Below are 23,062 nucleotides of genomic sequence, written 5' to 3' on the forward strand. Positions count from 1 at the left end.
GGCTGCGGAGCCCATGATCGGACGGAACGGACGGATCCGGAACCGGTTCGGCCGCCGGGGCCGGATTCGGTCGTCAGGCGGACCGGAATACGTCGAGGACCGGACGAATAGACCCATCCTCTTGACCTATTTTGCGCAGATCTGGGCGAAACCCCAACGAGGCACCACCGTGACGGCATGCCGGAGGGGTCGTTCCGGACACCGGAACGACCCCTCCCCACCTGCGAGGATCCGCGACGACCTGCTACAACAGGCCGTCCCAGAACTGCTCCAGCAGCACGGCCCACCAAGTGTCCGCGGTCTGCAGGGCCGCCGGGTCGATCGCGGCGAGCTGCTCCTGGAAGTCGGTCGTCCAACGACCGGCCTGGTCAGGCGTCAGCCCGTACCGCAGCCGCCACATCCGACCCAGCAGGGCCATCGCACGGACGAACTCCGGTACACCGGTGTTGACGAACCGGGGCGGCTGACCGGTTCCGTCGACGTCCACGGCGACCACGTTCGCGGTGCCGTACTGGACGCAGAGCTGGCGGCCGTAGTCGTTGCCGAGCACCAGGTAGCCGCCGAAGTCCGGCGCCGCGGGCAGACCGCGCTCGGCGGCCAGCTCGGCGAGCGTCGGGATCGGCCGGCCCTCCTGCGCCTGCGCCCAGAAGAACGGGCCGAAGTCGCGCGGCAGCCCGGCCCACATCAGGGACTGCGACACCGGCTCGGGCACGCCCTGGCGCGAGACCGCGCGCTGCTCGTAGCGGAACACGTTCGGCCCGAAGGCCGTCCCGAGCTCCTGGGCGAGCTGCTGCGGCGGGAGCGGCGGCAGCGGCTGGACCGTCCCCGGCGCGGGCAGCGGCACCCGGAACGGGCGGACCCGCTGGGCGCCGGAGGCCAGCTGGTGCAGCTCGTCCAGGTGGTCGAGCAGCTCGGCCATCCCGGCCTGCCGGGACGCGTGGTCGCGGCCGTACGCGGCGGTGTGGGTGAGCCGCACGTTCGGCCAGGACGCGGCGATCATGCGGTTGCAGTAGCCACCGGGCAGGTCGCAGGACTCCAGCTCGGTGTAGAGCTCCAGCACCTGCTCCGGCGGCACGTTCAGCCGCCGCAGGTCCTGCAGGATCTTCCACTCCGGATGCGGGGTGCCGGGCTCGCTGCGGTGCAGCAGCTTCTGCTCGGAGCCGTCCGGGCCCCGGTAGCTGAGCGCGGCGAAGTAGCCGGGGCCGACCGCCGGCACCCCGGGGGGCACGGCCGCGCCCGGCGGCGGGCCGGGCACCGGCGCCGGCGGGACGGCGGCGCCCGCGTTCGGGTAGCCGTACCCGGCCACGGGCGCGGCGGGGGCCGCCAGGCCACCGGGCGGCGGCGGGACGGCGGGGCCGCCGGACGGCGGGGTGCCCGGGTCGGCCGGGGCGGCGCCCAGCAGCGCCGGGTCGATCGCGCCGGCCAGCTGGGTCGCCTCGTAGGCCACACCGGCCGCGGGCGCGGCTTGGGCCGCCGGGGCGCCTCCGCGCAGGCCTGGCGGGGGCGGGGGCGGCGGGGTCGATCCGGCGGCGCGGCCGCCGGGGCTCGCGGCGGGCGTGCCGGTGCCCGGGGTGTGCCGCAGCTCGGCGGGCGGGGGCGGCGGCGGGGCGGAGCCGGGGTTGCGGCCCGACGCACCACCGGGCGCGGCGCCCGGACCGGGCGCACCGCCGCGCAGCGCGGCCGGCGGGGGCGGCGGCGGAGCCGACCCCGGGTTGCGGCCGCGCGCACCCTGCGGCGCCTCGCCGGCCACCGGGGCGGCGGGCGCGCCGGGGGCCGGGGCGCCGGGCAGGCCGCCCGGTCCGGGGAGATCGCCGGGCGCGGCGAGTACGGTCGGCGCGTGCTCGGCCGGGGCGGAGGACGCCGACGGCGCACCGGGCACCCCGCCGGGCGGGGCCAGCATGGTCGGCGCGTGCTCCACGGGCGCAGGAGGAGCCGGAGGCGCAGGTTGTGCAGGCGGCGCGGAGGGCGCGCCCGGCAGGCCCATCAGCCCCGGCACGGCGTCCGGCGACGCGAGCAGCGTCGGCGCCGGCTCGGCGGCCGCGGCGGGCGCGGGCGGCTGCGGGGAGGCGGCGGGTACGGGCGCGGGCCACGGCGGAGCCTGGGCGGCGGCCGGCGGCACCGGCGGCATGCCGTAGCCGCCGCCCTCCGGCGGCATCAGCATGGTCGCGGCCTCGGCCCCGGCGGGCGCGGGCGCGTCGGGCAGGTCGGACCCGGTGGTCCGCAGGCCCTCGGGCATCAGGACGGTGGCCGCCTCGCCGCCGGCCGGCGGCACCGGCACGCCCGGCGGCGGGACCGGCACGCCCGGCGGCGGGACCGGCACGGGGGCCGGAGCCTGCGGCCCGACGGCGGGCTCGGCGGGGCCGGCCGGCGGGGCGAGCATGGTCGGCGCGTCCCCGGCGGGCCGGTCGGAGACCGGCGGAGCGGTCAGAACGGCGGGCGCGGGCCACTCGGCGACCGGCACCGGCGCAGGGGCCGGAACCGGAGCCGGCGCGGACGCCGGAGCCGGAGCCGGGGCGGGAGCAGCGGCAGCAGGAGCACCGGCGGCCCCCAGCCGCTCCGCCTCCGCCGCGATCGCCGCGGCCCCCGCCTCCTGCAGCCACTGCGGCGGGCTGAGCAGGAAGGACGTCGCCTCGACCGGCCCGGGCGCGGGCTTCGCCGCCCCCGCCGGGTTGGCCGCGACCGGCCGCCCGTACACCTCCTCGTACTGCCGGACCACCTCGTTGACGGGCAGCGCGGGCCAGAGCGTGGTCGCGCCGGAGTCCCGGGCGATCACCAGTCGTGCCTCGCCCGCCGAGCCGTCCGCCGCACCCGCGGGGCCCGACGGCCCGTCCGCGGGCGCCACCGCCCAGCAGACGAAGCCCAGGTCGAACTCCCGGACCCGCACCTCGCGCTGCTGCGGCTGCGGCACCCCGCCGTTGATCCACTCCTCGGCGAGCTCCTGCGCCTGCGCGTACGTCACCACGCCCGGTTCACCCCTGTCCCCATCCTCGTCGTCCCCGCTCGTTCCACCACCGCGGCCACGTCAGCCCACCGGGACGGCCCGGGCGAACCCGCCGTCCACCATCAGCTCCGCGACCGTCTCCAGCTCCGGCGGGCTGCCGGCCAGCCGCAGCAGGAAGGCGTCGAAGTCCTCGCCGCAGGGCAGCAGCAGCCGGGCGCAGCGCTCCTCCGGGGCTTCCGGCGCACCGGTGTCGCGGGCGTCGTCGTACAGGTGGAACCAGACCGAGCCGATCCGGTCGCCGCGCACCTTGAGCGCGACGATGCCGCCCTGCGCGTAGGCGACGCCCAGGTAGTCCTTGGTCAGGTGGTCGCGCAGGCACTTGTTGGCGTACACGACGTCCTGGACGCCGTACTCCTCGCTGAGGGTCAGGAAGGGCTGGTCGAGCAGCATGCCGAGCTCGGTGTCCAGCGCCACCCCGACCGGGGTGCGGCCGCCGCCCAGCTTGAGGAAGGTGCGGTAGGCGCCGGGCAGCCGGTAGCCGAGGCGCTCCTCGGCGCGCTGCACCAGGTCCTCGGCGACGCCGATCGGATCGCCGCCGTCCTTGGTCAGCGAGAAGTGCACCGGGCGGCGCTCCTGCAGCGGGCGGGTGCCGCGGCGGGTGTGGTCGGCGGTGGAAATGGCCAGGCCGGCGTGGTGCCGCAGCAGCGCCTTGACCTCGACCGGGACGAGCTCCATCCGCCGCCAGCCGGGGGTGGCCCGGCCGACCGCGTGGTGCCAGGTCCAGCCGGGCGGGGTGGCGACGGCGGTGTCCAGGTCGGCCCAGAGCGGGTGGCCCTGGGTGAACAGCGCGGCGTTGGCCGACACGTAGTCGGTCAGCCGCAGCTCGTCCACGCCGAAGCCGTCCGGCGGGTCGGCGACCTCGGCTGCGGCGGCGGCGTACGGGCCGAAGTCCGGGTAGCCGTACTCGTCCACCCGGACCCCGGCGGGGTGACGCTCCGCGCGGACCGGATCCGGGAACTGCACCACCTGACCTGCGTACGCCGCGTTCGGTGCGGCGGCGACGCCGGGCCGACCTGTCGTCATCTGGGAGCCCCCACTGGCTGCTGCAAATTCTCGGTGCGCTTGCTGGACACCAGCGTAGGGGGTCGTCCCCGGGCCCGGCCCCCCGCCCGGGGAGAAGGCCCGGGGAGCGGGAGGCCGTCAGAGCCGGGTGCCGAGCGCCTCCGCCAGCACCCCGGCCACCCGGGTCTGCTGGGCCTCGGTGAGGTGCGGGTGCAGCGGCAGGCTGAGCAGTTCGCGGGCGGCCCGCTCGGCGACCGGGAACGCCCCGGCGCGGTGGCCGAGGTGACGGAACGCGGGCTGCGGGTGGACCGGGACGGGGTAGTGCACCCCGGCGCCGATCCCGGCGGCGTGCAGCTCGGCGAGCACCGCGCCGCGGTCCCGGCCGGGGCCGATCCGCACCGCGTACAGGTGCCAGACGTGCTCGTTGCCGGGCGCGGTGCGCGGCAGGGTGAGGCCGTCGAGGCCGCCGAGCAGCGCGTCGTAGCGGGCGGCGGCGGCCCGGCGGGCGGCGTTCCAGGCGGGCAGCCGGCGCAGTTCGGCCCGCAGCACGACGGCCTGCAGCGCGTCCATCCGGAAGTTGAAGCCGAACCGCTCGTGCCGGTACTTCTCGCGCGCGCCGTGGTCCCCGATCAGCCGGACGGCGGCGGCGAGTTCGCCGTCGTCGGTGAGCACCGCCCCGGCGTCCCCGTAGCCGCCGAGGTTCTTGCCCGGGTGGAAGCTGGTGGCCGCGATCCGTCCGTGGGCCGTGCGCCAGCGCGCCGTTGCTCAGCCGGACCGTCAGGTACGCCACGCAGGCCCGGCCGGCGCCGATCGGGTCGGCACCCTGGGCGGACACCCCGACCGGTTCGACGCCGGGCGGCAGCACGAAGTCGAGGACCGACAGGTCGTGCGGGGCGAGGTCCCACAGCACGTCGACGTCCGGCTGCACCAGTCCGAGGTTGATCCGCACCGAGTCGAAGAACTGAACGTCGCCGATCTCGCCGCCGTGCACCAGTTCGCGGATCCGGCGCACCACCGGGGTGTAGCAGAAGGTGTGGTCGCACATCAGCACCAGCCCGCTGCGCTCGGCCAGGTCGACCAGCTCGGCGGCCTCGGCGGCGGAGGTGGTGATCGGCTTCTCCACCAGGACGTGCTTGCCGGCCTCCAGCGCGACCCGCACCAGCCGGTAGTGCGCGGCCGCGGGCGTGGCCACCGCGACCGCCCCGACCCGCTCGTCGTCGAGCACCCGGCGGTAGGAGCCGGTCGCCCCGACCGTGCTGTACTCCCCCAGCACGGTACGGGCCTTGGCCTCGTCCAGGTCGCACAGCCAGTGCAGCCGCAGCGCCGCGGTGTCCTGGAACGGTACCGCCCGCGCCCACGACCGGGGGCGGTTTCGGGAAATCGGCGGACAAGTCGTGACGGCGGTGTGCGGATCCGGCCCCGGTCCGGCGAGGATCGGGTGACCACCCGGCCGGTCCCGCACGGCCGTTCGCCCGCCCCGCACCCCGGTTGTGCGGATGTCGGTGTCGTTTGACAGGCTTGCCCCGGACCGGCCCCACCGGTCCTGCCGTCAGCGGGAACGAGGAGGAGGAGGAGGACGCATGACCACCGGTGAGCCCCAGGGCCCGCCCGTGCTGCGCCACCACCGCGACAGCCTGCTGCCCGCCGTCGCCGCCGCACTGTCGCTCAAGGGCGGCGAGGTGCAGACCCTGGCGGGCGACAAGGACGCCCGGCGGCCGGTCCTGCACCCGCTGGTCGGCGAGTTCCTGGGCACGCTGCCCGTCGAGGCGCGCGAACGGTTCACCGGCCGCTGCCCGGAGGCCGTCCTGCTCTCCCAGTACCTGACCGCGGTCGATGGCCGGCGCTCCAAGCGCGCCGCCCGCAAGCCGATGAGCCTGCACGAGGCCCGCAAGGCGCTCAAGGGCTCCCGGATGACGACCGTCCGCATCCGGGAGGAGGGCGACCCGGCGCACGGCACGCACGCCCCGCCGTGCCGCTCCTGCGTCCCGATGCTGGAGCACTTCACCGTGCAGAGCGTCGCCGTCGGACCGCCCGCGCCCTGACCGCGCCCTCGTACGGCCCCTGTCCCCGAGCCCTGGAGTCCGCCCTGAACCCGCCCAGCCCGCCCCCGCCCCCGCCCCCGCCGTCCACCCTGGCCGCGGCCCCCCTCGAGCGGACCCGCCCGCGCTTCCCCGCCGATGTCGCCGCCGAGCTCAAGACGGCCGGCTGGCACCCCGGCCGCTGGCAGATTCGGCAGGCCGAGGAGTGGGCCGACACCCTGGTGGGGTACGGCGGGGCGTCCGGCGTGCGGCACGCGGTGTTCCCGGCGGCGGTGGAGGCCTGGGCCGAGTTCGGCGGCCTCGCCTTCGACCTGGCAGGCCCGGGCCGGCAGCTGGCCCGCACCCCGTTCCTGATCGACCCGCTGTGCGGGCTGCACCAGCCGCGCACCCTGCTCGACCTCGGCCGCGCCCTGGACACCCAACTCGCCCCGCTCGGCGAGGAGGCGTACGGGCAGGCGCTGCTGGCCGTCGACGAGGAGGGCCGGGTCTACAGCCTGGACCACACCGGCGAGTGGTTCCTCGGCCACGGCATCGACCAGGCGGTCGCCACCCTGGTCCTCGGCACCGCCCCCGAGCGGCTGCGCACCGCCGACGGGTCCTGACGGCGGCCCGGCGCGCCGCCGCAGGCCCGTCAGTGCAGGGGCCCGTCAGCGCAGTGGCCCGTCAGCGCAGCGGCTCGGCCCGGACGGCCAGCCGGGACGGCAGCACCGCCTCGACCCGGAACCCGCCGTCCGCCTCCGGCCCGGACGAGAAGGTGCCGCCCAGCGCGATCACCCGCTCCCGCATCCCGACCAGCCCGTTGCCGCCGCTGGGTAGCTTCGCCGCGCCGCCGCCCCCGCCCGGGCAGGCGTTCACCACGCTCACCCGCACCCCGTTGGGCGCGTACGCGAGCAGGACGGACACCTGTGCGCCGCCGGCGTACTTGTGCGCGTTGGTCAGGCCCTCCTGGACGACCCGGTAGGCGGTCCGCTCGGCCTCGCCGGTGAACTCCTGCCGGCTGCCGCTGACGGTCAGCGTCACCGCCATGCCGGCCGCCCGGGACTGGTCGACCAGCCGCGGCAGCCCGGCCAGCGAGTCCGGCTGCGGCTGCCGCTCGTCGTCCATCCGCAGCACGCCGAGGATCTCCCGCAGCTCGTTGAGCGCCTGCCGGCCGACCTCGCCCATCAGCTTGGCGCTCTGCGTGGCCTTCTCCGGGTCCTTGGCGGCGATCCGTTCCAGCGCCCCGGCGTGCACCACCATCAGGGACACCCGGTGCGCCACCACGTCGTGCATCTCCCGGGCGATCCGGGTGCGCTCCTCCAACCGGGCCCGGCGGGCGCGCTCCTGGGCCTGCTCGGCCAGCAGGTCCAGCTCGGTCTCCAGGCCGTGCGCGCGGTCCTTGAGCGAGTCGATCAGCCGCCGCCGCGCGCCCACGTACAGGCCGGTCACCACCGGCGGGACGGTCAGGCCGACGGCCACCAGGACGGCTATCAGCACCTGCCCCCAGAGCGGCGGCTGCTCCACCACGACGGAGTCGCCGGGCGTCAGCATCGACACCATCATCACGGCGACGGCCTCGGCGAAGGCCAGCCCGGACAGCGCCATCACCCGCCACCGCCGGGAGGGCCACTCCCAGGTCTCCGCCAGCGTGTACAGCGACACCACCAGCAGCAGGACGCCCAGCATCCCGGGCATCGCCACCAGGGTCACCAGCACCGGTACGGCCGGCCAGCGGCGGCGCAGCACCAGTGAGCCGCCCGCCACCGCGCCGAGCAGAGCGACCCCGGTCGCACCGGCGGAGTTCAGGTGCACCCGGGCGGAGAGGAAGGAGACCGTGGTGAGCGCGCACTCCAGCGCGGCGAGCACCGCCAGCCCGATGTCCAGGAAGGCGCTGCGCGGCCGCTTCCACCACCAGAACGACCGGACCGGCGCGCGCTCCCCAGGCGACTTGCTCATGGTTGACAGCCTAAGCGGCAACCCCCTCCCCTCCCCACCGGGATTGCCCCCGGCACCTCGCCAGGCCCTCAAGTGGTCCAGACCACGTGCGGTCCCCGGCGGTCGCTGTCCGCCATCCGGCCACCTCGCGGACAGCGACCGCCCCGACACCTATGCTGGTCGCGTCGGACAGCGCGGTCCGCACGCGTCACACCCGCCACCCGCGGGCGGACCTGTGACGATGAGCCGTTGCCGAACCCCACCACCACAGGGAGCCAGCCGTGACCGCTCCGGTCCCCACTCCGGCGGACAGCCCCACCGCCGTAGCCGACAACGCCGCCCTGCGCGCGGACATCCGCCGCCTCGGCGACCTGCTCGGCGAGACGCTGGTCCGCCAGGAGGGCCCCCAGCTGCTGGGCCTGGTCGAACAGGTCCGCCTGCTCAGCCGCACCGACGGCGAGGCCACCGCCGAGCTCCTCTCCGACATCGACCTGGGCACCGCCGCCAAGCTGGTCCGCGCCTTCTCCACCTACTTCCACCTCGCCAACGTCACCGAACAGGTGCACCGCGGCCGCGAGTTCGCCACCCGCCGCGCCCGGGAAGGCTCCCTGCTCGCCCAGACCGCCGACCAGCTGGCCGACGCCGACCCCAAGCACCTCGAGGACACCCTGGCCCACCTCGCGGTCCGCCCGGTCTTCACCGCCCACCCCACCGAGGCCGCCCGCCGCAGCGTCCTCAACAAGCTGCGCCGCATCGGCGAACTCCTCGACCGCATCCACCGCGAGGAGATCGCGGCCGGCCTCTCCCAGGCCGACCCGGCCCGCACCAGCAGCGCACGGCGCCAGGCCGACCGCCGCCTCGCCGAGGTCATCGACCTGCTCTGGCAGACCGACGAACTGCGCATCGCCCGCCCCGAGCCCACCGACGAGGCCCGCAACGCCGTCTACTACCTGGACGAGCTCTACCGCGACGCCGTCCCCGAGGTCCTGGAGGAGCTGCACGAGGAGCTCGGCCGGGTCGGCCTCACCCTGCCCGACGGCGTCCGCCCGCTCACCTTCGGCACCTGGATCGGCGGCGACCGCGACGGCAACCCCAACGTCACCCCGCAGGTCACCTGGGACGTCCTCAACCTCCAGCACGAGTACGGCATCAAGGACGCCCTGGCCGCCGTCGACGACCTGCGCAGCACCCTCTCCACCTCCGAGCGGCTGGCCGGCGCCTCGGTCGAACTGCTCGCCTCGCTCAACACCGACCTGCACCAGCTCCCCGAACTCAGCCCCCGCTACAAGCGGATGAACGCCGAGGAGCCCTACCGCCTCAAGGCGACCTGCGTCCGGCTCAAGCTGGAGAACACCCGCGAGCGCCTCGCCCAGGGCACCCCGCACATCGAGGGCCGCGACTACCTCGGCACCCGCGAGCTCATCACCGACCTGCGGCTCATCCAGGACTCCCTGCGCGCCCACCGCGGCGAGCTCATCGCCGACGGCCGCCTCGCCCGTGCCATCCGCACCATCGAGGCCTTCGGCCTCCAGCTCGCCACCATGGACGTCCGCGAGCACGCCGAGGCCCACCACCACGCCCTCGGCCAGCTCTTCGACCGCCTCGGCGAGGAGGCCTGGCGCTACGCCGACATGCCCCGCGAGTACCGGCAGAAGCTGCTCGCCAAGGAGCTCCGCTCGCGCCGCCCGCTCGCCCCCACCCCGGCCCCGCTGGACGCCGCCGGCACCAAGACCCTCGGCGTCTTCAACACCATCCGCGAGGGCTTCGAGCGCTTCGGCGACGAGATCGTCGAGAGCTACATCATCTCGATGTGCCAGGGCGCCGACGACGTCTTCGCCGCCACCGTCCTGGCCCGCGAGGCGGGCCTGATCGACCTGCACGCCGGGATCGCCAAGATCGGCATCGTGCCGCTGCTGGAGACCACCGACGAGCTCCAGGAGGCCGACCGCATCCTGGACGAGATGCTGTCCGACCCCTCCTACCGGCTGCTCGTCTCGCTGCGCGGCGACGTCCAGGAGGTCATGCTCGGCTACTCGGACTCCTCCAAGTTCGGCGGCATCACCACCTCCCAGTGGGAAATCCACCGCGCCCAGCGCCGGCTGCGCGACGTCGCCCACCGCTACGGCATCCGGCTGCGCCTGTTCCACGGCCGCGGCGGCACCGTCGGCCGCGGCGGCGGCCCCTCCCACGAGGCCATCCTGGCCCAGCCCTGGGGCACCCTGGAGGGCGAGATCAAGGTCACCGAGCAGGGCGAGGTCATCTCGGACAAGTACCTGCTCCCCTCCCTCGCCCGGGAGAACCTGGAGCTGACCATCTCCGCCACCCTCTCCGCCTCCGCGCTGCACACCGCGCCGCGCCAGGCCCCCGAGGAGCTGGCCCGCTGGGACGCCGCGATGGACCAGGTCTCCGCGGCCGCGCACACCGCCTACCGCGCCCTGGTCGAGCAGGACGACCTGCCGAAGTACTTCTTCGCCGCCACCCCGGTCGACCAGCTCGCGTCGCTGCACCTGGGCTCCCGCCCGTCCCGCCGCCCCGACTCCGGCGCCGGCCTCGACGGCCTGCGGGCCATCCCGTGGGTCTTCGGCTGGACCCAGTCCCGCCAGATCGTCCCCGGCTGGTACGGCGTCGGCTCCGGCCTCGCCGCCGCCCGCGCGGCCGGCCTGGGCGACGTGCTCGACGAGATGCACGGCCAGTGGCACTTCTTCCGCAACTTCCTGTCCAACGTCGCCATGACGCTGGCCAAGACCGACCTGCGGATCGCCCGCCACTACGTCGAGCAGCTGGTGCCCGCCGAGCTGCACCACGTCTTCGACCAGATCGTCGCCGAGCACGAGCTCACCCTGCGCGAGGTGCTCCGGCTCACCGGCGAGAACGAGCTGCTGGAGCACAACCCGGTGCTCAAGCAGACCTTCACCGTCCGCGACGCCTACCTCGACCCGATCTCCTACCTCCAGGTCGCGCTGCTGCGCCGCCAGCGCGAGGAGGTCTCGGCCGGCCGCCACGAGGACCCGCTGCGCGCCCGCGCGCTGCTGCTGACCGTCAACGGCATCGCCGCCGGCCTGCGCAACACCGGCTGACGCCGGACCCGTAGGCCGCTGGGGCCGCCGTCCAACCTCCAGGGGTGGGCGGCGGCCCCTGCGCAGGCCCGTCGGGGAACGCGAAAGGGCCGGTGCCCACCTCCGTGGACACCGGCCCCTGAGGACTCTTCGCCTACTCGCCCGGCTCGCCCGCCCGCCGGCGCTTCAACCACAGCGCGGCGCCGCCGGCCGCCACCACCAGGCCGCCGCCGACCGCCAGCAGCCCGGCGTCCGGGCCCATCGACTCACCGAGCACCGGCCCGAACTGCGCCGCCGCCGGCTCCGGGGAGATCCCCGGGTCCGGCTCCGCCACCGCGTCGGCGTGCGCCACGGCGCCGCCCGAGAGCAGCACCCCGGCCGCCCCCAGCGCACCGGCCGTACCGACCCGTCGTCCGAGCTGCTTCAGTCGGACCACCCGGAGCCGCCGCAGTCGGCGGACCGGACGAAAACCCCGCATCGAGGACTCCCCAGGACTCGTTCGCGAACCCGACCGACGCTATCCGATCCCGCACAGGCTTCTCACACCTATTCAGGTTTGGCGGGGCAAGCGTTGTACGACTGTTGCGTACCACCGCACCCGTCCTGACGGAACGTCAGGAGTTGTACGTGCCCTGCGCCCGCTCCAGCCCCTCGGTCAGCAGCGCCTCCACCGCGTCCGCCGAGCGGTCCACGAACCACTCCAGCTCCTTGCGCTCGGTGGCGGAGAAGTCCTTCAGCACGAAGTCCGCGACCTCCATCCGGCCCGGCGGCCGACCGATCCCGCACCGCACCCGGTAGTAGTCCGGCCCCAGCGACTTGGTGATCGACTTCAGCCCGTTGTGGCCGTTGTCCCCGCCGCCCAGCTTGAGGCGCAGCGCCGCGTAGTCGATGTCCAGCTCGTCGTGGACGGCGACCAGCGCCGAGGCCGGCGCCTTGTAGAAGTCCCGCAGCGCCGTCACCGGACCGCCGGAGAGGTTCATGAACGACATCGGCTTGGCCAGCACCACCCGCTCGCCCGCCAGCCGACCCTCGGCCACCTGCGCCCGGCTCTTGTGCGCCTTGAACTTGGCGCCCATCCGCTGCGCCAGCAGGTCCACCACCATGAACCCGATGTTGTGCCGGTTGCGGGCGTACTGCTCGCCCGGGTTGCCCAGCCCCACCACCAGCCAGGGGCCCTCGTACTCCGTCATCACCCTCGCTCCTCGCGCTCGCGCTCCACGTCATCTTCCCGGACACACCGCTGCCCCGGCCGCTCCGACGGGAGCGACCGGGGCAGCGGTCTCACTGGCTGGCGCGAGGCTCAGGCCTCGGTGCCCTCGGCCTCGGCGGCCTCCTCCTCGGCCGGAGCGGCCTGGGCGCCGATGACCTGCAGCACGACGGCGTCGCCGTCGACGGCCAGGGTGACGCCGGCCGGCAGGGTGATGTCCTGGGCGAGGATGGAGGCACCGGCCTCCAGGCCCTCGACCGAGACGGTCACGGACTCGGGCAGGTGGGTGGCCTCGGCCTCGATCGGCAGGGCGTTCAGCACGTGCTCGAGCAGGTTGCCGCCGGGGGCCAGCTCGCCCTCGGTGTGGACCGGGATCTCGACGGTGACCTTCTCGCCGCGCTTCACGAGCAGCAGGTCGACGTGCTCGATGGTGCGCTTGATGGCCTCACGCTGGACGGCCTTCGGCAGCACGTACTCGTCCTTGCCCTCGATCGGCACGACCAGCAGGGCGTTCGGGGTCTTGAGGGCCATCATCAGGTCGTGGCCGGGCAGGTTCAGGTGAACCGGGGCGTGGCCGTGGCCGTAGACGACACCGGGGACGAAGCCGGCACGGCGGGCGCGACGGGCGGCACCCTTGCCGAACTCGGAACGGGTCTCAGCGGCGATGCGGATCTCGGACACGACTGCACTCCTCGGGAAGACTGGCGCGGGGGTGCAGGCAACGCGAAAAACCGCCGGGACCACACCCTCAGTACGTTCGGGGGTCACTCGGCGGTAACGGCCTCTGCCACGGACGGGAACCCGTCACCGGCAGCGCGTCGATCACGGAGCGCGCACCCGTCGAGCAGGCGCACGGCATCCCTCGCCGAGCAGTTTCACGAGTCTAACCGCACCTGCGGCCTCCCGTGAAATCGGCGGCGGCCCCGGTCCGATCCGGACCGGGGCCGCCGCCGTGGGGCTTCGTCAGTGCACGCCCTCGAAGAGGCTCGTGACCGAGCCCTCCTCGAACACCTCGCGGATCGCGGCCGCGATCGAGGGGGCGATGGACAGCGTGGTGATCTTGTCCAGCTGGAGCTGCGCCGGGGTCGGCAGCGTGTTGGTGAACACGAACTCGCTCACCCGCGAGTTCTTCAGCCGGTCCGCGGCCGGGCCGGAGAGCACGCCGTGGGTGGCCGCCACCAGGACGTCCGCCGCACCGTTGTCGAACAGCGCGTCGGCCGCGGCGCAGATCGTGCCGGCGGTGTCGATCATGTCGTCGACCAGGACGCAGACCCGGTCCTTGACGTCACCGACGACCTCGGCCGACAGGATGGTGTTGGCCCGGGTCATGTCGCGGCGCTTGTGGATGATCGCCAGCGGCGCGTCCAGCCGGTCGCACCACTGGTCGGCCACCTTCACCCGGCCCGCATCCGGGGACACGATGGTCAGCTTGGAGCGGTCCACCTTCTCGCCCACGTAGTCCGCCAGCATCGGCAGCGCGAACAGGTGGTCCACCGGGCCGTCGAAGAAGCCCTGGATCTGCGCGGTGTGCAGGTCCACGGCCATCAGCCGGTCGGCGCCCGCCTGGCGCAGCAGGTCGGCGACCAGGCGCGCCGAGATCGGCTCGCGGCCGAGGTGCTTCTTGTCCTGGCGGGCGTACCCGTAGAACGGCAGGATCGCGGTGATGCTCTTGGCGGAGGCCCGCTTCAGCGCATCGATCATGATCAGCTGTTCCATGATCCACTGGTTGATGGGAGCCGTGTGGCTCTGCATCACGAAGCAGTCCGCACCGCGGGCCGAGTCCAGGAAGCGGACGTAGATCTCACCGTTGGCGAAGTCCAGGGCCTTGGTCGGGACCAGCTCGGTCCCGAGGGCCTCGGCCACCTCCCTCGCCAGTTCCGGGTGGGCACGGCCGGAGAAGAGCTTGAGTTTCTTCTCACCCGACGTCGTGATCCCGCTCACTGCACCGTCTCCTCGCGTTGCTGACGCTGAACCCCGTCACCCCGCGCAGGCAGGCGCAGCCGGCTCGCACGGTGGGGTCGGGGGAATTGTCGGTACGCCTGGACACGGGCCGTAAGCCCAGTGGCGCACGTATGTCCCCAAGGTTACGCGCCCACGCGGAAACCGTCCGCCCCGGGACCGTCCCTCGGACGACGGTCCGCCCCATCAGGCGTCCGCGGCCCCGTCCGTCGCGGTCTGCGCGGCCTGCGCGGCCTGCGCGGCCTGCGCCGAGGTGGTCCCCGGGCGCTTGCGCTCCACCCAGCCCTCGATGTTGCGCTGGTGCGCCCGGCTCACCCCGAGCGCGCCCGCCGGGACGTCGCTGGTGATCACCGAACCGGCCGCGGTGTAGGCGCCGTCGCCGATCGTCACCGGGGCGATGAACATGTTGTCGGAGCCGGTGCGGCAGTGCGCACCGATCACCGTGCGGTGCTTGTTGACGCCGTCGTAGTTCACGGTGACCGAGGCCGCGCCGACGTTGGTGCCCTCGCCGATCGTGGCGTCCCCGATGTAGGAGAGGTGCGGCACCTTGGCGCCCTCGCCCAGCTCGGAGTTCTTCACCTCGACGTAGGTGCCGACCTTCGCCTTGCGGGCCAGCTTCGCCCCCGGCCGCAGGTAGGCGTACGGGCCGGCGGCGGCCAGCTCGCCCACCTCGGCCCGGTCCGCCGTGGTGTTGCTCACACGGGCGCCGGCGCCGATCAGGGTGTCGGTGAGGGTCGAGTTCGGGCCGACCTCGCAGCCCTCGCCCAGGTGGGTGGCACCCTTCAGCTGGGTGTTCGGCAGCACGACGGCGTCCGGCTCGTACGTCACCTGCACGTCGATCCAGGTGGTCCCCGGGTCCACCACGGTGACGCCGGCCCGCATCGCCCGCTCCAGCAGGCGGTCGTTCAGCAGCCGGCGGGCCTGCGCCAGCTGCACCCGGTCGTTGATGCCGAGGATGTCCCGGTGGTCCTCCGCGACCACGGCGCCGACCCGGTGCCCGGCCGTACGCAGGATCTCCAGGGTGTCGGTCAGGTACTCCTCGCCCTGCGAGTTGTCCGTGGTGAGCTCGGCCAGCGCCTCGGCCAGCAGCTTGGCGTCGAAGGCGAAGACGCCCGAGTTGATCTCGGCGATCGAGCGCTGGACGGCGGTGGCGTCCCGTTCCTCGACGATCGCGGCGACCGTACCGTCCTCGTCCCGCAGGATCCGGCCGTAGCCGAAGGGCTCGGGGACGACGGCGGTCAGCACGGTGACCCCGTTGTCCTGGTCGGCGTGCGCCTTCGCCAGGCGGCGCAGCGTGGCCCCGGTCAGCAGCGGGGAGTCCCCGGCGGTGACGATCACCGTGCCGTCCAGCACCACGCCGTCCGCGGCCAGCGCCTCCAGCGCGGTGCGCACCGCGTGTCCGGTGCCCTTCTGCTCCTCCTGCACCACCGGGCGGGCCGCCGGGTGGTGCGCCGCCAGGTGCTCCTGGACCTGCTCGCGCTGGTGGCCGACCACCACGACGAGCTGCTCCGGCGTCAGTTCCCCCGCCGCCGACACCGAATGACCCACCAGCGACCGGCCGCACACCTCGTGCAGCACCTTGGGCAGCTTGTTCGACTTCATCCGGGTCCCGCCACCGGCGGCGAGCACGACAACGGCGGCAAGCGAATTGGCACCCATGCGGGGAGGCTCCTCGGTCGGTTCAGAGGGGGGCGGAACGGGCCCGGACCGGACCGAGGCCGGTCGCCATTCGCACAGTCCGCCGAGCAGCACCGACAATACCGGCGGATCGGTGGTACGCCCGAACCAGAGGCGTGCAGAGGCTCCGCCGCTAGGATTCGAACCCAGACAAAGGCCTCCAAAGGGCCCTGTGCTGCCATTACACCACGGCGGATAGTTGCTCAGACCCTACCCGAGTCGACGCTGCCGTGGGTATCAACTGCCCCGATCCGCAGGCCCCGATCCGCCGGAGATTCTCGAACGGACCGGGCCGGGGGTTCATCCATCCAGTCGGGTGAATTCACTCAAGCGCCGCGCGGCAGTGTGTTCCCTTCGCCACGGAGCGCAACCTACGATGCCGTAGGTTACGCCAACGTAGCCTCCGCTCCTCTCCCGCACAGGGACGCCGCAAAGGGACGCCCATGACCATCCAGGACGGCGAGCCGAGCGCGGGGACCGCCGCGCTTCCCACCGATTCCCCCGACTCCGCCACCCCGCCGTCCGCCACCCGCGGCGGGGAGCGGCAGGGCGTCGCCGAGCGGCTCGCGCTCGGGCTGTTCATCGTCCTGCCGTTCGCCGCACTGCTGGCCGCCGTGCCGGTGGCCTGGGGGTGGGGGCTGGGGTGGACGGACGCGGCGATCACCGTCGCGATGTACTTCCTCACCTGCCACGGCATCACCGTCGGTTACCACCGCTACTTCACCCACGGCGCCTTCAAGGCCAACCGCCCGATGCGGCTCGCCCTCGCGGTCGCCGGCAGCCTGGCGGTCGAGGGCCCGCTGGTGCGCTGGGTGGCCGACCACCGCAAGCACCACCGGTTCAGCGACAAGGACGGCGACCCGCACTCGCCGTGGCGCTACGGGGAGAGCCTCCCGGCGCTGCTCAAGGGCCTGTGGTGGGCGCACATGGGCTGGATGTTCGACGAGGAGCAGACCCCGCAGCTCGCGTACGCGCCGGACCTCGTCCGCGACCCGGCCATAAGGCGGATCTCCCGGCTGTTCTGGCTCTGGACCATGATCTCGCTGCTGCTGCCCCCGCTGGTCGGCGGGCTGGTCACACTGTCCTGGTCGGGTGCGCTGTCCGCCTTCTTCTGGGGATCGCTGGTCCGGGTGGCGCTGCTGCACCACGTCACCTGGTCGATCAACTCGATCTGCCACGCCGTCGGCCGGCGCCCGTTCCGCTCCCGGGACCGCTCGGGCAACGTCTGGTGGCTGGCGGTGCTCTCCTGCGGCGAGTCCTGGCACAACCTGCACCACGCGGACCCGACCGCGGCCCGGCACGGGGTGCTGCGCGGACAGATCGACTCCTCGGCCCGGCTGATCCGCTGGTTCGAGCTGGCGGGCTGGGTCCGGGACGTCCGGTGGCCGGACGCACAACGGATCGCCGCCCGCCGCGCCGCATGAGGCGTCGCTTCCAGCATGATGTAGGGGTGAACGGGAGCAGCGCAGACAGCACAGGCGGCCACCAGAGCACGCGGACGGACGCGGCACCCGACGCGGAGCCGGCCCGTCCGCGAACCGCTGCACCGGCGGGCGGGGGCGCCTCGGGGGGTGCGACTGCTCCGGCGACGCGCCGCCGGGGCGGCCGGGTCCGGATGACCGGCAAGCAGCGGCGGGAACAGCTGCTGGAGATCGGCCGGACGGTGTTCGCGGAGCGCGGCTACGACGGCACCTCGGTCGAGGAGATCGCCGAACGGGCCGGTGTCTCGAAGCCGGTGGTGTACGAGCACTTCGGCGGCAAGGAGGGGCTGTACGCGGTGGTGGTGGACCGCGAGATGCAGCTGCTGCTGGACATGGTGACGGGGGCACTGACCGGCGGGCACTCGCGGGAACTGCTGGAGCAGGCCGCGTTCGCGCTGATGGACTACATCGACACGTCGACGGACGGCTTCCGGATCCTGGTCCGGGACTCCCCGGTGGCCCAGTCGACCGGCACCTTCGCCTCGCTGATCAGCGACATCGCGACGCAGGTGGAGGACATCCTCGGCCTGGAGTTCAAGTCCCGGGGCTTCGACGCCCGACTGGCCCCGATGTACTCGCAGATGCTGGTCGGCATGGTGGCCCTGACCGGGCAGTGGTGGCTGGAGGTCCGCAAGCCGGACAAGGCGCAGGTCGCGGCGCACCTGGTGAATCTGGCCTGGCACGGGCTGGAGGGACTGGAGCGGCACCCGAAGCTGGTCGGCGACCGGAAGGGCTGACCGGCTTTCGGGTCCCGACCGCGCTCCGGGTTCGGCTTACTCCCTGATCTACTCCCTGATCCCGACGGCGAAGATCCGCCGGAACGGGAACACGGTGCCGTGCGGTCCGGCCGGGTAGGCCTCGCGCAGGAGCGCTCCGTACTCGGCGAGGAAGGCGGCCCGGCGGTCGGGGTCGGCGAGCCGGGTGAGGACGGGGCGCAGCGCGGTGCCCTTGACCCAGTCGAGGACCGGGTCCGGGCCGGGGAGCAGGGTGCGGTAGGTGGTCTCCCAGACATCGGGGGTGCAACCGGCGGCGACGAGGGCGTCGAGGTAGCGCTCGGGCGGGTGGACTCCGGCCCGGACGGCGTCGTCGCCGAGGAGGTCGCGCCAGCGGGGGCTGCGGCGCAGTTCCGCGAGCAGGGTGTGGCTGGGGGCGTCGAAGTTGCCGGGGACCTGGAAGGCGACGGTTCCCCCGGGCCGCAGGGCGGCGGCCCAGCGCGGGACGAGGTCGAGATGACCGCCGATCCACTGCAGGGTGGCGTTGGAGACGATCAGGTCGGGTTCGGCCGGGGCCGGGTCGTAGTCGCGGGCGTCGGCGAGCAGGTAGTCAGCGGTGGGCTCGCCCTCGGTGCGGGCGGTGGCCAGCATCGGGGCGGAGTTGTCGACGCCGGTGAGGCGGGCGTGCGGCCAGCGTTCGCGCAGCACGGCGGTGGAGTTGCCGGGGCCGCAGCCGATGTCGAGGATCACGGGATCGATCGGGTGCGGAAGGGCGGGGACGCGGGCGAGCAGGTCGCGCAGCGGGCGGGTGCGTTCGTCGGCGAAGCGCAGGTACTGCGCCGGGTCCCAGACGGGGGTGGTCATGGTTCACCTCACAGGTATCTCGACATCAAGATATCTCGATGTAGCCTTGCTGGCACATTTCTCGATGTCAAGAGACTTCACATCGACACATCCACCGATACACTGATCGTCATGGAGGACGAGGTCGACAGGCTGGTCGCAGCGTGGCGCCGGGAGCGCCCCGACCTCGACGTGGGGCCGCTGGAGGTCCTCAGCCGGGTCAGCCGGCTCGCCCGGCACCTCGACCGCGCCCGCCGCACCGCCTTCGCCGAGCACGGGCTGGAGCCCTGGGAGTTCGACGTCCTGACCGCCCTGCGACGGGCCGGCTCTCCGTACCAACTCTCCCCCGGCCAGCTGCTCACCCAGACCCTGGTCACCTCCGGCACCATGACCAACCGCATCGACCGCCTCACCGGCAAGGGCCTGGTCAAGCGCCTGCCCGACCCGGACGACCGGCGCGGCGTGCTCGTCCGACTCACCGAAGACGGCCGCGACCGCGCCGACCAGGCGCTCGCCGGACTGCTCGCGCACGAGCGCGAACTGCTCGCCCAGCTCACCGCCGGTCAGCAGGGCGAACTCGCCGCGCTGCTGCGGCAGCTGGTCGCCCCGTTCGACAACATCCCGGGCTGAACGGCCGACTTGAACGGCCAGGCTGAACGGCCGGGCTGAACGGCCGGCTTGAACAACGGGCCCGAACAACCGGGTTGAACGTCCCGGCCGAACCGGCTCCTACGGCCGGTCCACCGTGGCCGCGATGGACGGCGGCGCGGGCACGACCGGCTCGGCGGGGCTGACCCCGGCCCGGCGGGCCACCGCGACGGCCGCCAGCGTGGAGTGCACCCCGAGCTTGCCGAGCACGTTCTGCATGTGCGTCCGGACGGTGTGCGGCGACAGGTAGAGCCGCTCCGCGACGGCCTGCCGGCCCAGGCCCGCGACCATGCAGCGCAGGATCTGCTTCTCCCGCGGGGTGAGGGTGTCGACCAGCCGCTCGCTCTCGGTGCGGTCCCGGCGGGCGGTGGTCAGCTCGCGGATGACGCCGGTCAGCAGCGCGGGCGGCAGGTGCGTCTCGTCCCGCAACACGCCCCGGACCACGGCGAGCAGCCGGGCCAGCGAACTCTCCTTGGCCACCCAGCCGGTGGCGCCCGCGTGCAGGGCCCGGGCCGCGCGGTGCGGGTCGTCGACGGCGGCCAGGACGACGGCCCGCAGCCCCGGGTGGGCGCGGCGGAGCCGGGCGAGCAGGGTGATGCCGTCGGGCGCCGGGGGCGCGGCTCTGAGCTGGTCGGCCCGGTACGGGTCCGGGCGGGTCGAGCCCGTGCCGCGCGCGTCCGGGCGGAGCAGGTCCACCGGGCGGCCGCCGGACGGCGCCACCGGCGGGGCGGCCGGGTGGCGGGGCGGCGGCACGGGCGGGGCCAGACGCCGCCGGGCCTCGTCGGCCGGGTCCTGGCCCGGCCGGGTACGGGCGCCGGACGCCCCCGCTCCCTCCGCGCCGAGATCGGCGTCGATCAGGACCACGTCGAAGGCCCGTCCCTCGACGGCGGCGCGCTCCAGCGCCCGCTCGGCGGCGGCCGCGCTGCCGGCCGCGCCCACCTCCACGTCGGGCTCGGCGGCGAGTGCCGCGGCCAGTGCCTCGGCGAAGATCCGGTGGTCGTCGACCACCAGGACGCGGATCCGCCCCATCGTCACTACCCCCCTGCTCAGAGCGGCCCGAGCCCGGGGTCGGGGACCGGCCCCGGCACCCGCGCTCCTGGCCCGCCGCTCCGCCCGCCCACCGGTGACCGGTGCGGCCGAAGAAGAGCGCCGACCCCCACCGGTACCGCACTCAGCGTACGGGCCGGAAAACCCTCTCGTGGCGGTTTGGTGAAGTTTCGTCAGGAGGTGCGTGAGTGGCGGGATGTGCGTCGCCGGCCGGCGCCCCGGACAACACCGATGGCCCGGACGACACCGAGGCGCCGCCCCCGAACCGTCCGGGAGCGGCGCCTGCGGCGGTCGTGCGGCCTACTGGGCGTTCTTCTCCAGGGTGAACTTCCAGGCGTCGGCGACGATGTCGTCCAGGTTCGGGCGGCGCGGCGTCCAGCCCAGCGCCTCGTGGGCGCGGGCGGCCGAGGCCACCAGCACGGCCGGGTCGCCGGCCCGGCGGCCGGCCACCTGCACCGGGATCTCCCGGCCGGTGACGCGCCGGACCGACTCGATCACCTCGCGCACCGAGAAGCCGCTGCCGTTGCCCAGGTTGCAGATCAGGTGCTCGCCCGGCTTGGCCGCGTCCAGCGCCAGCAGGTGGGCGTCGGCCAGGTCCGCGACGTGGATGTAGTCGCGGATGCAGGTGCCGTCCGGGGTCGGGTAGTCCTCGCCGTACACCGCGATGTGCGGACGCTGGCCCAGCGCAGCCTGGAAGACCAGCGGGATCAGGTGCGACTCGGGGTCGTGGCGCTCCCCGTGGGCACCGTACGCGCCGGCCACGTTGAAGTAGCGCAGCGAGACGGCGGCCAGGCCGTGTGCGACGGCCTCGCTGGTGATCAGGTGGTCCACGGCGAGCTTGGTGGCACCGTAGGTGTTGGTCGGCGAGGTGCGGGCGGTCTCGGCGATCGGCACGACCTCCGGCTCGCCGTAGACGGCGGCGGTGGAGGAGAACACCAGCTTGCGCACGCCCGCCGCGCGCATCGCGGAGACCAGCTCCAGCGAACCGGCCACGTTGTTGCGCCAGTACTTCTCCGGGTCCACGACCGACTCGCCGACCTGCGAGGAGGCCGCGAAGTGCAGCACCCCGTCGAAGGAGGAGTCCAGCACCCGGCCAGCCTCCTGGATCCGGCCCTCGACGAACTCGGCACCGGCCGGGACACCCTCACGGAAACCGGTGGAGAGATCGTCCAGGACGGTCACCTGGTGCCCCGCCTCCAGCAGGTGGGCGGCCACCACGCTGCCGACGTAGCCGGCGCCACCCGTGACCAGGTACTTACTCATGATGAGACCTCCAGCGGGCGATGGTCCGCCGGATCAGCGGCGGCCATCGACGACGTGCGTACGACTGGGGATATTCTCCCTGCCCGCCGGGGGTGCTCAGGACCACCCGAACGGACCGCGCGACCACCCGTTGACGACCCGTGCGGCCACCGCTCCCGACCTGTGCGGCCACGGCTGTCGCCCCGTGCGGCCACCGCTCCCGCCCCGTGCGGCCGCCCCGGCTCAGCCGCCGGCCATCCGCTCCAGCAGCCCGGTCCGGGCGGCCACCGCGGCGGCCTCCAGCCGGGTCCGCGCGCCGAGCTTCATCAGCACCCGCTGGACGTGCGTCCGGGCGGTGCTCGCGGCGATCCGCATCCCGGCGGCGATCGCCGCGGTGTCCTCGCCGTCCGCGATCCGGGCCAGCACCTGCACCTCACGGCGGGTCAGCAGCCGCAGCAGCCGCACCGCTTCGTCGTCCGGCTCGGCGACCGGCCGCAGCAGCTGGTCGAAGGCCCCGCGCAGCACGTCCACGGCCACCGCCGCCTCGCCCGCCCGAGCCCGCCCGATCGCCCGCTCGACCACCCCGATCCGCTCGTCACTGGGCACGTACCCGGCTGCCCCGGCCGCGAACGCGCCCGCCACGCCGCGTAGTTCACCCACCGGTCCGAGCACGATCACGGCCACCTCGGGGCGCTCCCGGCGAATCCGGCGCAGCCCGTCGAAGGCCCCCGGCTCGCTCGGCGCGGCCACCCCCAGCAGGCACACCTCCGGCCGCCGTCCGACCACCAGATCGGCCGCGACCCCGGCCGGGCAGCCGACCGCGAGCACCCGGTGGCCGCGCAGCTGAAGCGCCGTGGCCAGTGCCTCGGCCAGCAGCCGGTGGTCGTCGACCACCACGAGTCGAACGCCCATGACGCCCTCCCGGTCGGGGTCCGGCTCGCGCCCGCACCCCATGGGCGGGCGGCCGATGACGCACCATCACAGCGCATTCCGTACCCGACCCGCTAGGCCGCCGCGCACTGCCCGGCGAGCTGATCGGGAAACAGCAAAAGGCCCTCGCCGTGAAGCGAGGGCCTTCCGTATGGAGCCCCCATGCGGAATCGAACCGCAGACCTTCTCCTTACCATGGAGACGCTCTACCGACTGAGCTATAGGGGCTTGCCGGGCTTTCACCGGGCCGGTCGAACAAGGAAGACATTACACGGCTCGCGACCCGGAAGGGAAATCGGATCC

The 23,062-nt window shown here is 74.2% G+C and carries 19 protein-coding genes, 2 tRNA genes and 1 pseudogene; 6 read left to right on the forward strand and 16 right to left on the reverse strand.

Features of this window, described 5'->3' with window-relative positions:
* Positions 1-244 precede the first annotated feature (244 nt).
* The 4 genes and pseudogenes from P3T27_RS14795 to P3T27_RS14810 form a co-directional block, all read right to left on the reverse strand.
* Positions 245-2,962 (reverse strand): SUKH-4 family immunity protein, encoded by a 2,718-nt coding sequence (locus tag P3T27_RS14795; RefSeq protein ID WP_280678386.1) that lies wholly within the window; start codon positions 2,960-2,962, stop codon positions 245-247.
* A gap of 60 nt (positions 2,963-3,022) precedes the next feature.
* Complete coding sequence (locus P3T27_RS14800) at positions 3,023-4,024, reverse strand: SMI1/KNR4 family protein (RefSeq protein ID WP_280678388.1); 1,002 nt, start codon at positions 4,022-4,024, stop codon at positions 3,023-3,025.
* 117 nt (positions 4,025-4,141) lie between these two features.
* Positions 4,142-4,735 carry a DegT/DnrJ/EryC1/StrS family aminotransferase gene (locus P3T27_RS14805; RefSeq protein ID WP_280678832.1) on the reverse strand — a complete coding sequence of 198 codons (594 nt, stop codon included), beginning with the start codon at positions 4,733-4,735 and terminating at the stop codon, positions 4,142-4,144.
* 361 nt (positions 4,736-5,096) lie between these two features.
* Positions 5,097-5,486: pseudogene (locus P3T27_RS14810) on the reverse strand (Gfo/Idh/MocA family oxidoreductase); the annotation flags it as partial.
* 97 nt (positions 5,487-5,583) lie between these two features.
* Between P3T27_RS14810 and P3T27_RS14815 the strand changes: the two are divergent.
* A complete protein-coding gene (locus tag P3T27_RS14815) occupies positions 5,584-6,045 on the forward strand; it encodes a YwqJ-related putative deaminase (protein ID WP_280678390.1) in 462 nt (153 codons plus the stop codon).
* Positions 6,046-6,134: 89 nt separating this feature from the next.
* On the forward strand, positions 6,135-6,644 hold the full coding sequence (locus P3T27_RS14820) for an SUKH-3 domain-containing protein (protein WP_280678834.1): 510 nt from the start codon (positions 6,135-6,137) through the stop codon (positions 6,642-6,644).
* A 61-nt stretch (positions 6,645-6,705) separates the two neighbouring features.
* Here the strand turns inward: P3T27_RS14820 and P3T27_RS14825 are convergent, their stop codons facing one another.
* Positions 6,706-7,977: a histidine kinase gene (locus P3T27_RS14825; RefSeq protein WP_280678392.1), complete on the reverse strand. Its 1,272-nt coding sequence runs from the start codon at positions 7,975-7,977 to the stop codon at positions 6,706-6,708.
* 260 nt (positions 7,978-8,237) lie between these two features.
* Between P3T27_RS14825 and ppc the strand changes: the two genes are divergently transcribed.
* A complete protein-coding gene (gene ppc, locus P3T27_RS14830) occupies positions 8,238-11,033 on the forward strand; it encodes a phosphoenolpyruvate carboxylase (protein ID WP_280678394.1) in 2,796 nt (931 codons plus the stop codon).
* A 133-nt stretch (positions 11,034-11,166) separates the two neighbouring features.
* On the opposite strand, the gene P3T27_RS14835 is transcribed toward ppc, so the two are convergent.
* The 6 genes from P3T27_RS14835 to P3T27_RS14860 all read right to left on the reverse strand — a co-directional run bounded on the left by P3T27_RS14835 (position 11,167) and on the right by P3T27_RS14860 (position 16,051).
* Positions 11,167-11,490, reverse strand: coding sequence for a hypothetical protein (locus P3T27_RS14835; protein ID WP_280678396.1), 324 nt, complete (start codon positions 11,488-11,490; stop codon positions 11,167-11,169).
* 136 nt (positions 11,491-11,626) lie between these two features.
* The gene (pth, locus tag P3T27_RS14840; RefSeq protein WP_280678398.1) at positions 11,627-12,202 is read right to left on the reverse strand and encodes an aminoacyl-tRNA hydrolase; all 576 of its coding nucleotides are present in this window, start codon (positions 12,200-12,202) and stop codon (positions 11,627-11,629) included.
* 110 nt (positions 12,203-12,312) lie between these two features.
* Positions 12,313-12,900 (reverse strand): 50S ribosomal protein L25/general stress protein Ctc, encoded by a 588-nt coding sequence (locus P3T27_RS14845; RefSeq protein ID WP_280678399.1) that lies wholly within the window; start codon positions 12,898-12,900, stop codon positions 12,313-12,315.
* 282 nt (positions 12,901-13,182) lie between these two features.
* Positions 13,183-14,160: a ribose-phosphate diphosphokinase gene (locus P3T27_RS14850; protein WP_280678401.1), complete on the reverse strand. Its 978-nt coding sequence runs from the start codon at positions 14,158-14,160 to the stop codon at positions 13,183-13,185.
* Positions 14,161-14,364: 204 nt separating this feature from the next.
* On the reverse strand, positions 14,365-15,837 hold the full coding sequence (glmU, locus tag P3T27_RS14855; protein ID WP_280678403.1) for a bifunctional UDP-N-acetylglucosamine diphosphorylase/glucosamine-1-phosphate N-acetyltransferase GlmU: 1,473 nt from the start codon (positions 15,835-15,837) through the stop codon (positions 14,365-14,367).
* 143 nt (positions 15,838-15,980) lie between these two features.
* Positions 15,981-16,051, reverse strand: a tRNA-Gln gene (locus P3T27_RS14860).
* Positions 16,052-16,298: 247 nt separating this feature from the next.
* Between P3T27_RS14860 and P3T27_RS14865 the strand changes: the two genes are divergently transcribed.
* The gene (locus P3T27_RS14865; protein ID WP_280678405.1) at positions 16,299-17,279 is read left to right on the forward strand and encodes an acyl-CoA desaturase; all 981 of its coding nucleotides are present in this window, start codon (positions 16,299-16,301) and stop codon (positions 17,277-17,279) included.
* Positions 17,280-17,470: 191 nt separating this feature from the next.
* Positions 17,471-18,073 carry a TetR/AcrR family transcriptional regulator gene (locus P3T27_RS14870; RefSeq protein WP_280678407.1) on the forward strand — a complete coding sequence of 201 codons (603 nt, stop codon included), beginning with the start codon at positions 17,471-17,473 and terminating at the stop codon, positions 18,071-18,073.
* Between the two features lie 48 nt (positions 18,074-18,121).
* Here P3T27_RS14870 and P3T27_RS14875 read toward each other — a convergent pair whose 3' ends face one another.
* Positions 18,122-18,913, reverse strand: coding sequence for a methyltransferase domain-containing protein (locus P3T27_RS14875; protein ID WP_280678409.1), 792 nt, complete (start codon positions 18,911-18,913; stop codon positions 18,122-18,124).
* A gap of 111 nt (positions 18,914-19,024) precedes the next feature.
* Between P3T27_RS14875 and P3T27_RS14880 the strand changes: the two genes are divergently transcribed.
* A complete protein-coding gene (locus tag P3T27_RS14880) occupies positions 19,025-19,522 on the forward strand; it encodes a MarR family transcriptional regulator (protein ID WP_280678411.1) in 498 nt (165 codons plus the stop codon).
* Between the two features lie 99 nt (positions 19,523-19,621).
* Here the strand turns inward: P3T27_RS14880 and P3T27_RS14885 are convergent, their stop codons facing one another.
* The 4 genes from P3T27_RS14885 to P3T27_RS14900 all read right to left on the reverse strand — a co-directional run bounded on the left by P3T27_RS14885 (position 19,622) and on the right by P3T27_RS14900 (position 22,987).
* A complete protein-coding gene (locus P3T27_RS14885; protein WP_280678413.1) occupies positions 19,622-20,569 on the reverse strand; it encodes a response regulator transcription factor in 948 nt (315 codons plus the stop codon).
* 318 nt (positions 20,570-20,887) lie between these two features.
* On the reverse strand, positions 20,888-21,850 hold the full coding sequence (gene galE / locus P3T27_RS14890) for a UDP-glucose 4-epimerase GalE (RefSeq protein WP_280678415.1): 963 nt from the start codon (positions 21,848-21,850) through the stop codon (positions 20,888-20,890).
* A gap of 222 nt (positions 21,851-22,072) precedes the next feature.
* Complete coding sequence (locus tag P3T27_RS14895; protein ID WP_280678417.1) at positions 22,073-22,741, reverse strand: LuxR C-terminal-related transcriptional regulator; 669 nt, start codon at positions 22,739-22,741, stop codon at positions 22,073-22,075.
* A gap of 170 nt (positions 22,742-22,911) precedes the next feature.
* Positions 22,912-22,987: transfer RNA gene (locus P3T27_RS14900), tRNA-Thr, on the reverse strand.
* Between the last annotated feature and the right edge of the window lie 75 nt (positions 22,988-23,062).

It is taken from the genome of Kitasatospora sp. MAA19, from assembly GCF_029894125.1.
GTDB lineage: Bacteria > Actinomycetota > Actinomycetes > Streptomycetales > Streptomycetaceae > Kitasatospora.

Coding starts and splice junctions, on each gene's coding strand:
- P3T27_RS14895 (WP_280678417.1), bottom strand. CDS start 22,741: ATGGGCGTTCGACTCGTGGTGGTCGACGACCACCGGCTGCTGGCCGAG.
- P3T27_RS14835 (WP_280678396.1), bottom strand. CDS start 11,490: ATGCGGGGTTTTCGTCCGGTCCGCCGACTGCGGCGGCTCCGGGTGGTC.
- glmU (WP_280678403.1), bottom strand. CDS start 15,837: ATGGGTGCCAATTCGCTTGCCGCCGTTGTCGTGCTCGCCGCCGGTGGC.
- P3T27_RS14815 (WP_280678390.1), top strand. CDS start 5,584: ATGACCACCGGTGAGCCCCAGGGCCCGCCCGTGCTGCGCCACCACCGC.
- P3T27_RS14870 (WP_280678407.1), top strand. CDS start 17,471: ATGACCGGCAAGCAGCGGCGGGAACAGCTGCTGGAGATCGGCCGGACG.
- galE (WP_280678415.1), bottom strand. CDS start 21,850: ATGAGTAAGTACCTGGTCACGGGTGGCGCCGGCTACGTCGGCAGCGTG.
- P3T27_RS14875 (WP_280678409.1), bottom strand. CDS start 18,913: ATGACCACCCCCGTCTGGGACCCGGCGCAGTACCTGCGCTTCGCCGAC.
- P3T27_RS14865 (WP_280678405.1), top strand. CDS start 16,299: ATGACCATCCAGGACGGCGAGCCGAGCGCGGGGACCGCCGCGCTTCCC.
- pth (WP_280678398.1), bottom strand. CDS start 12,202: ATGACGGAGTACGAGGGCCCCTGGCTGGTGGTGGGGCTGGGCAACCCG.
- P3T27_RS14825 (WP_280678392.1), bottom strand. CDS start 7,977: ATGAGCAAGTCGCCTGGGGAGCGCGCGCCGGTCCGGTCGTTCTGGTGG.
- P3T27_RS14880 (WP_280678411.1), top strand. CDS start 19,025: ATGGAGGACGAGGTCGACAGGCTGGTCGCAGCGTGGCGCCGGGAGCGC.
- P3T27_RS14885 (WP_280678413.1), bottom strand. CDS start 20,569: ATGGGGCGGATCCGCGTCCTGGTGGTCGACGACCACCGGATCTTCGCC.
- P3T27_RS14800 (WP_280678388.1), bottom strand. CDS start 4,024: ATGACGACAGGTCGGCCCGGCGTCGCCGCCGCACCGAACGCGGCGTAC.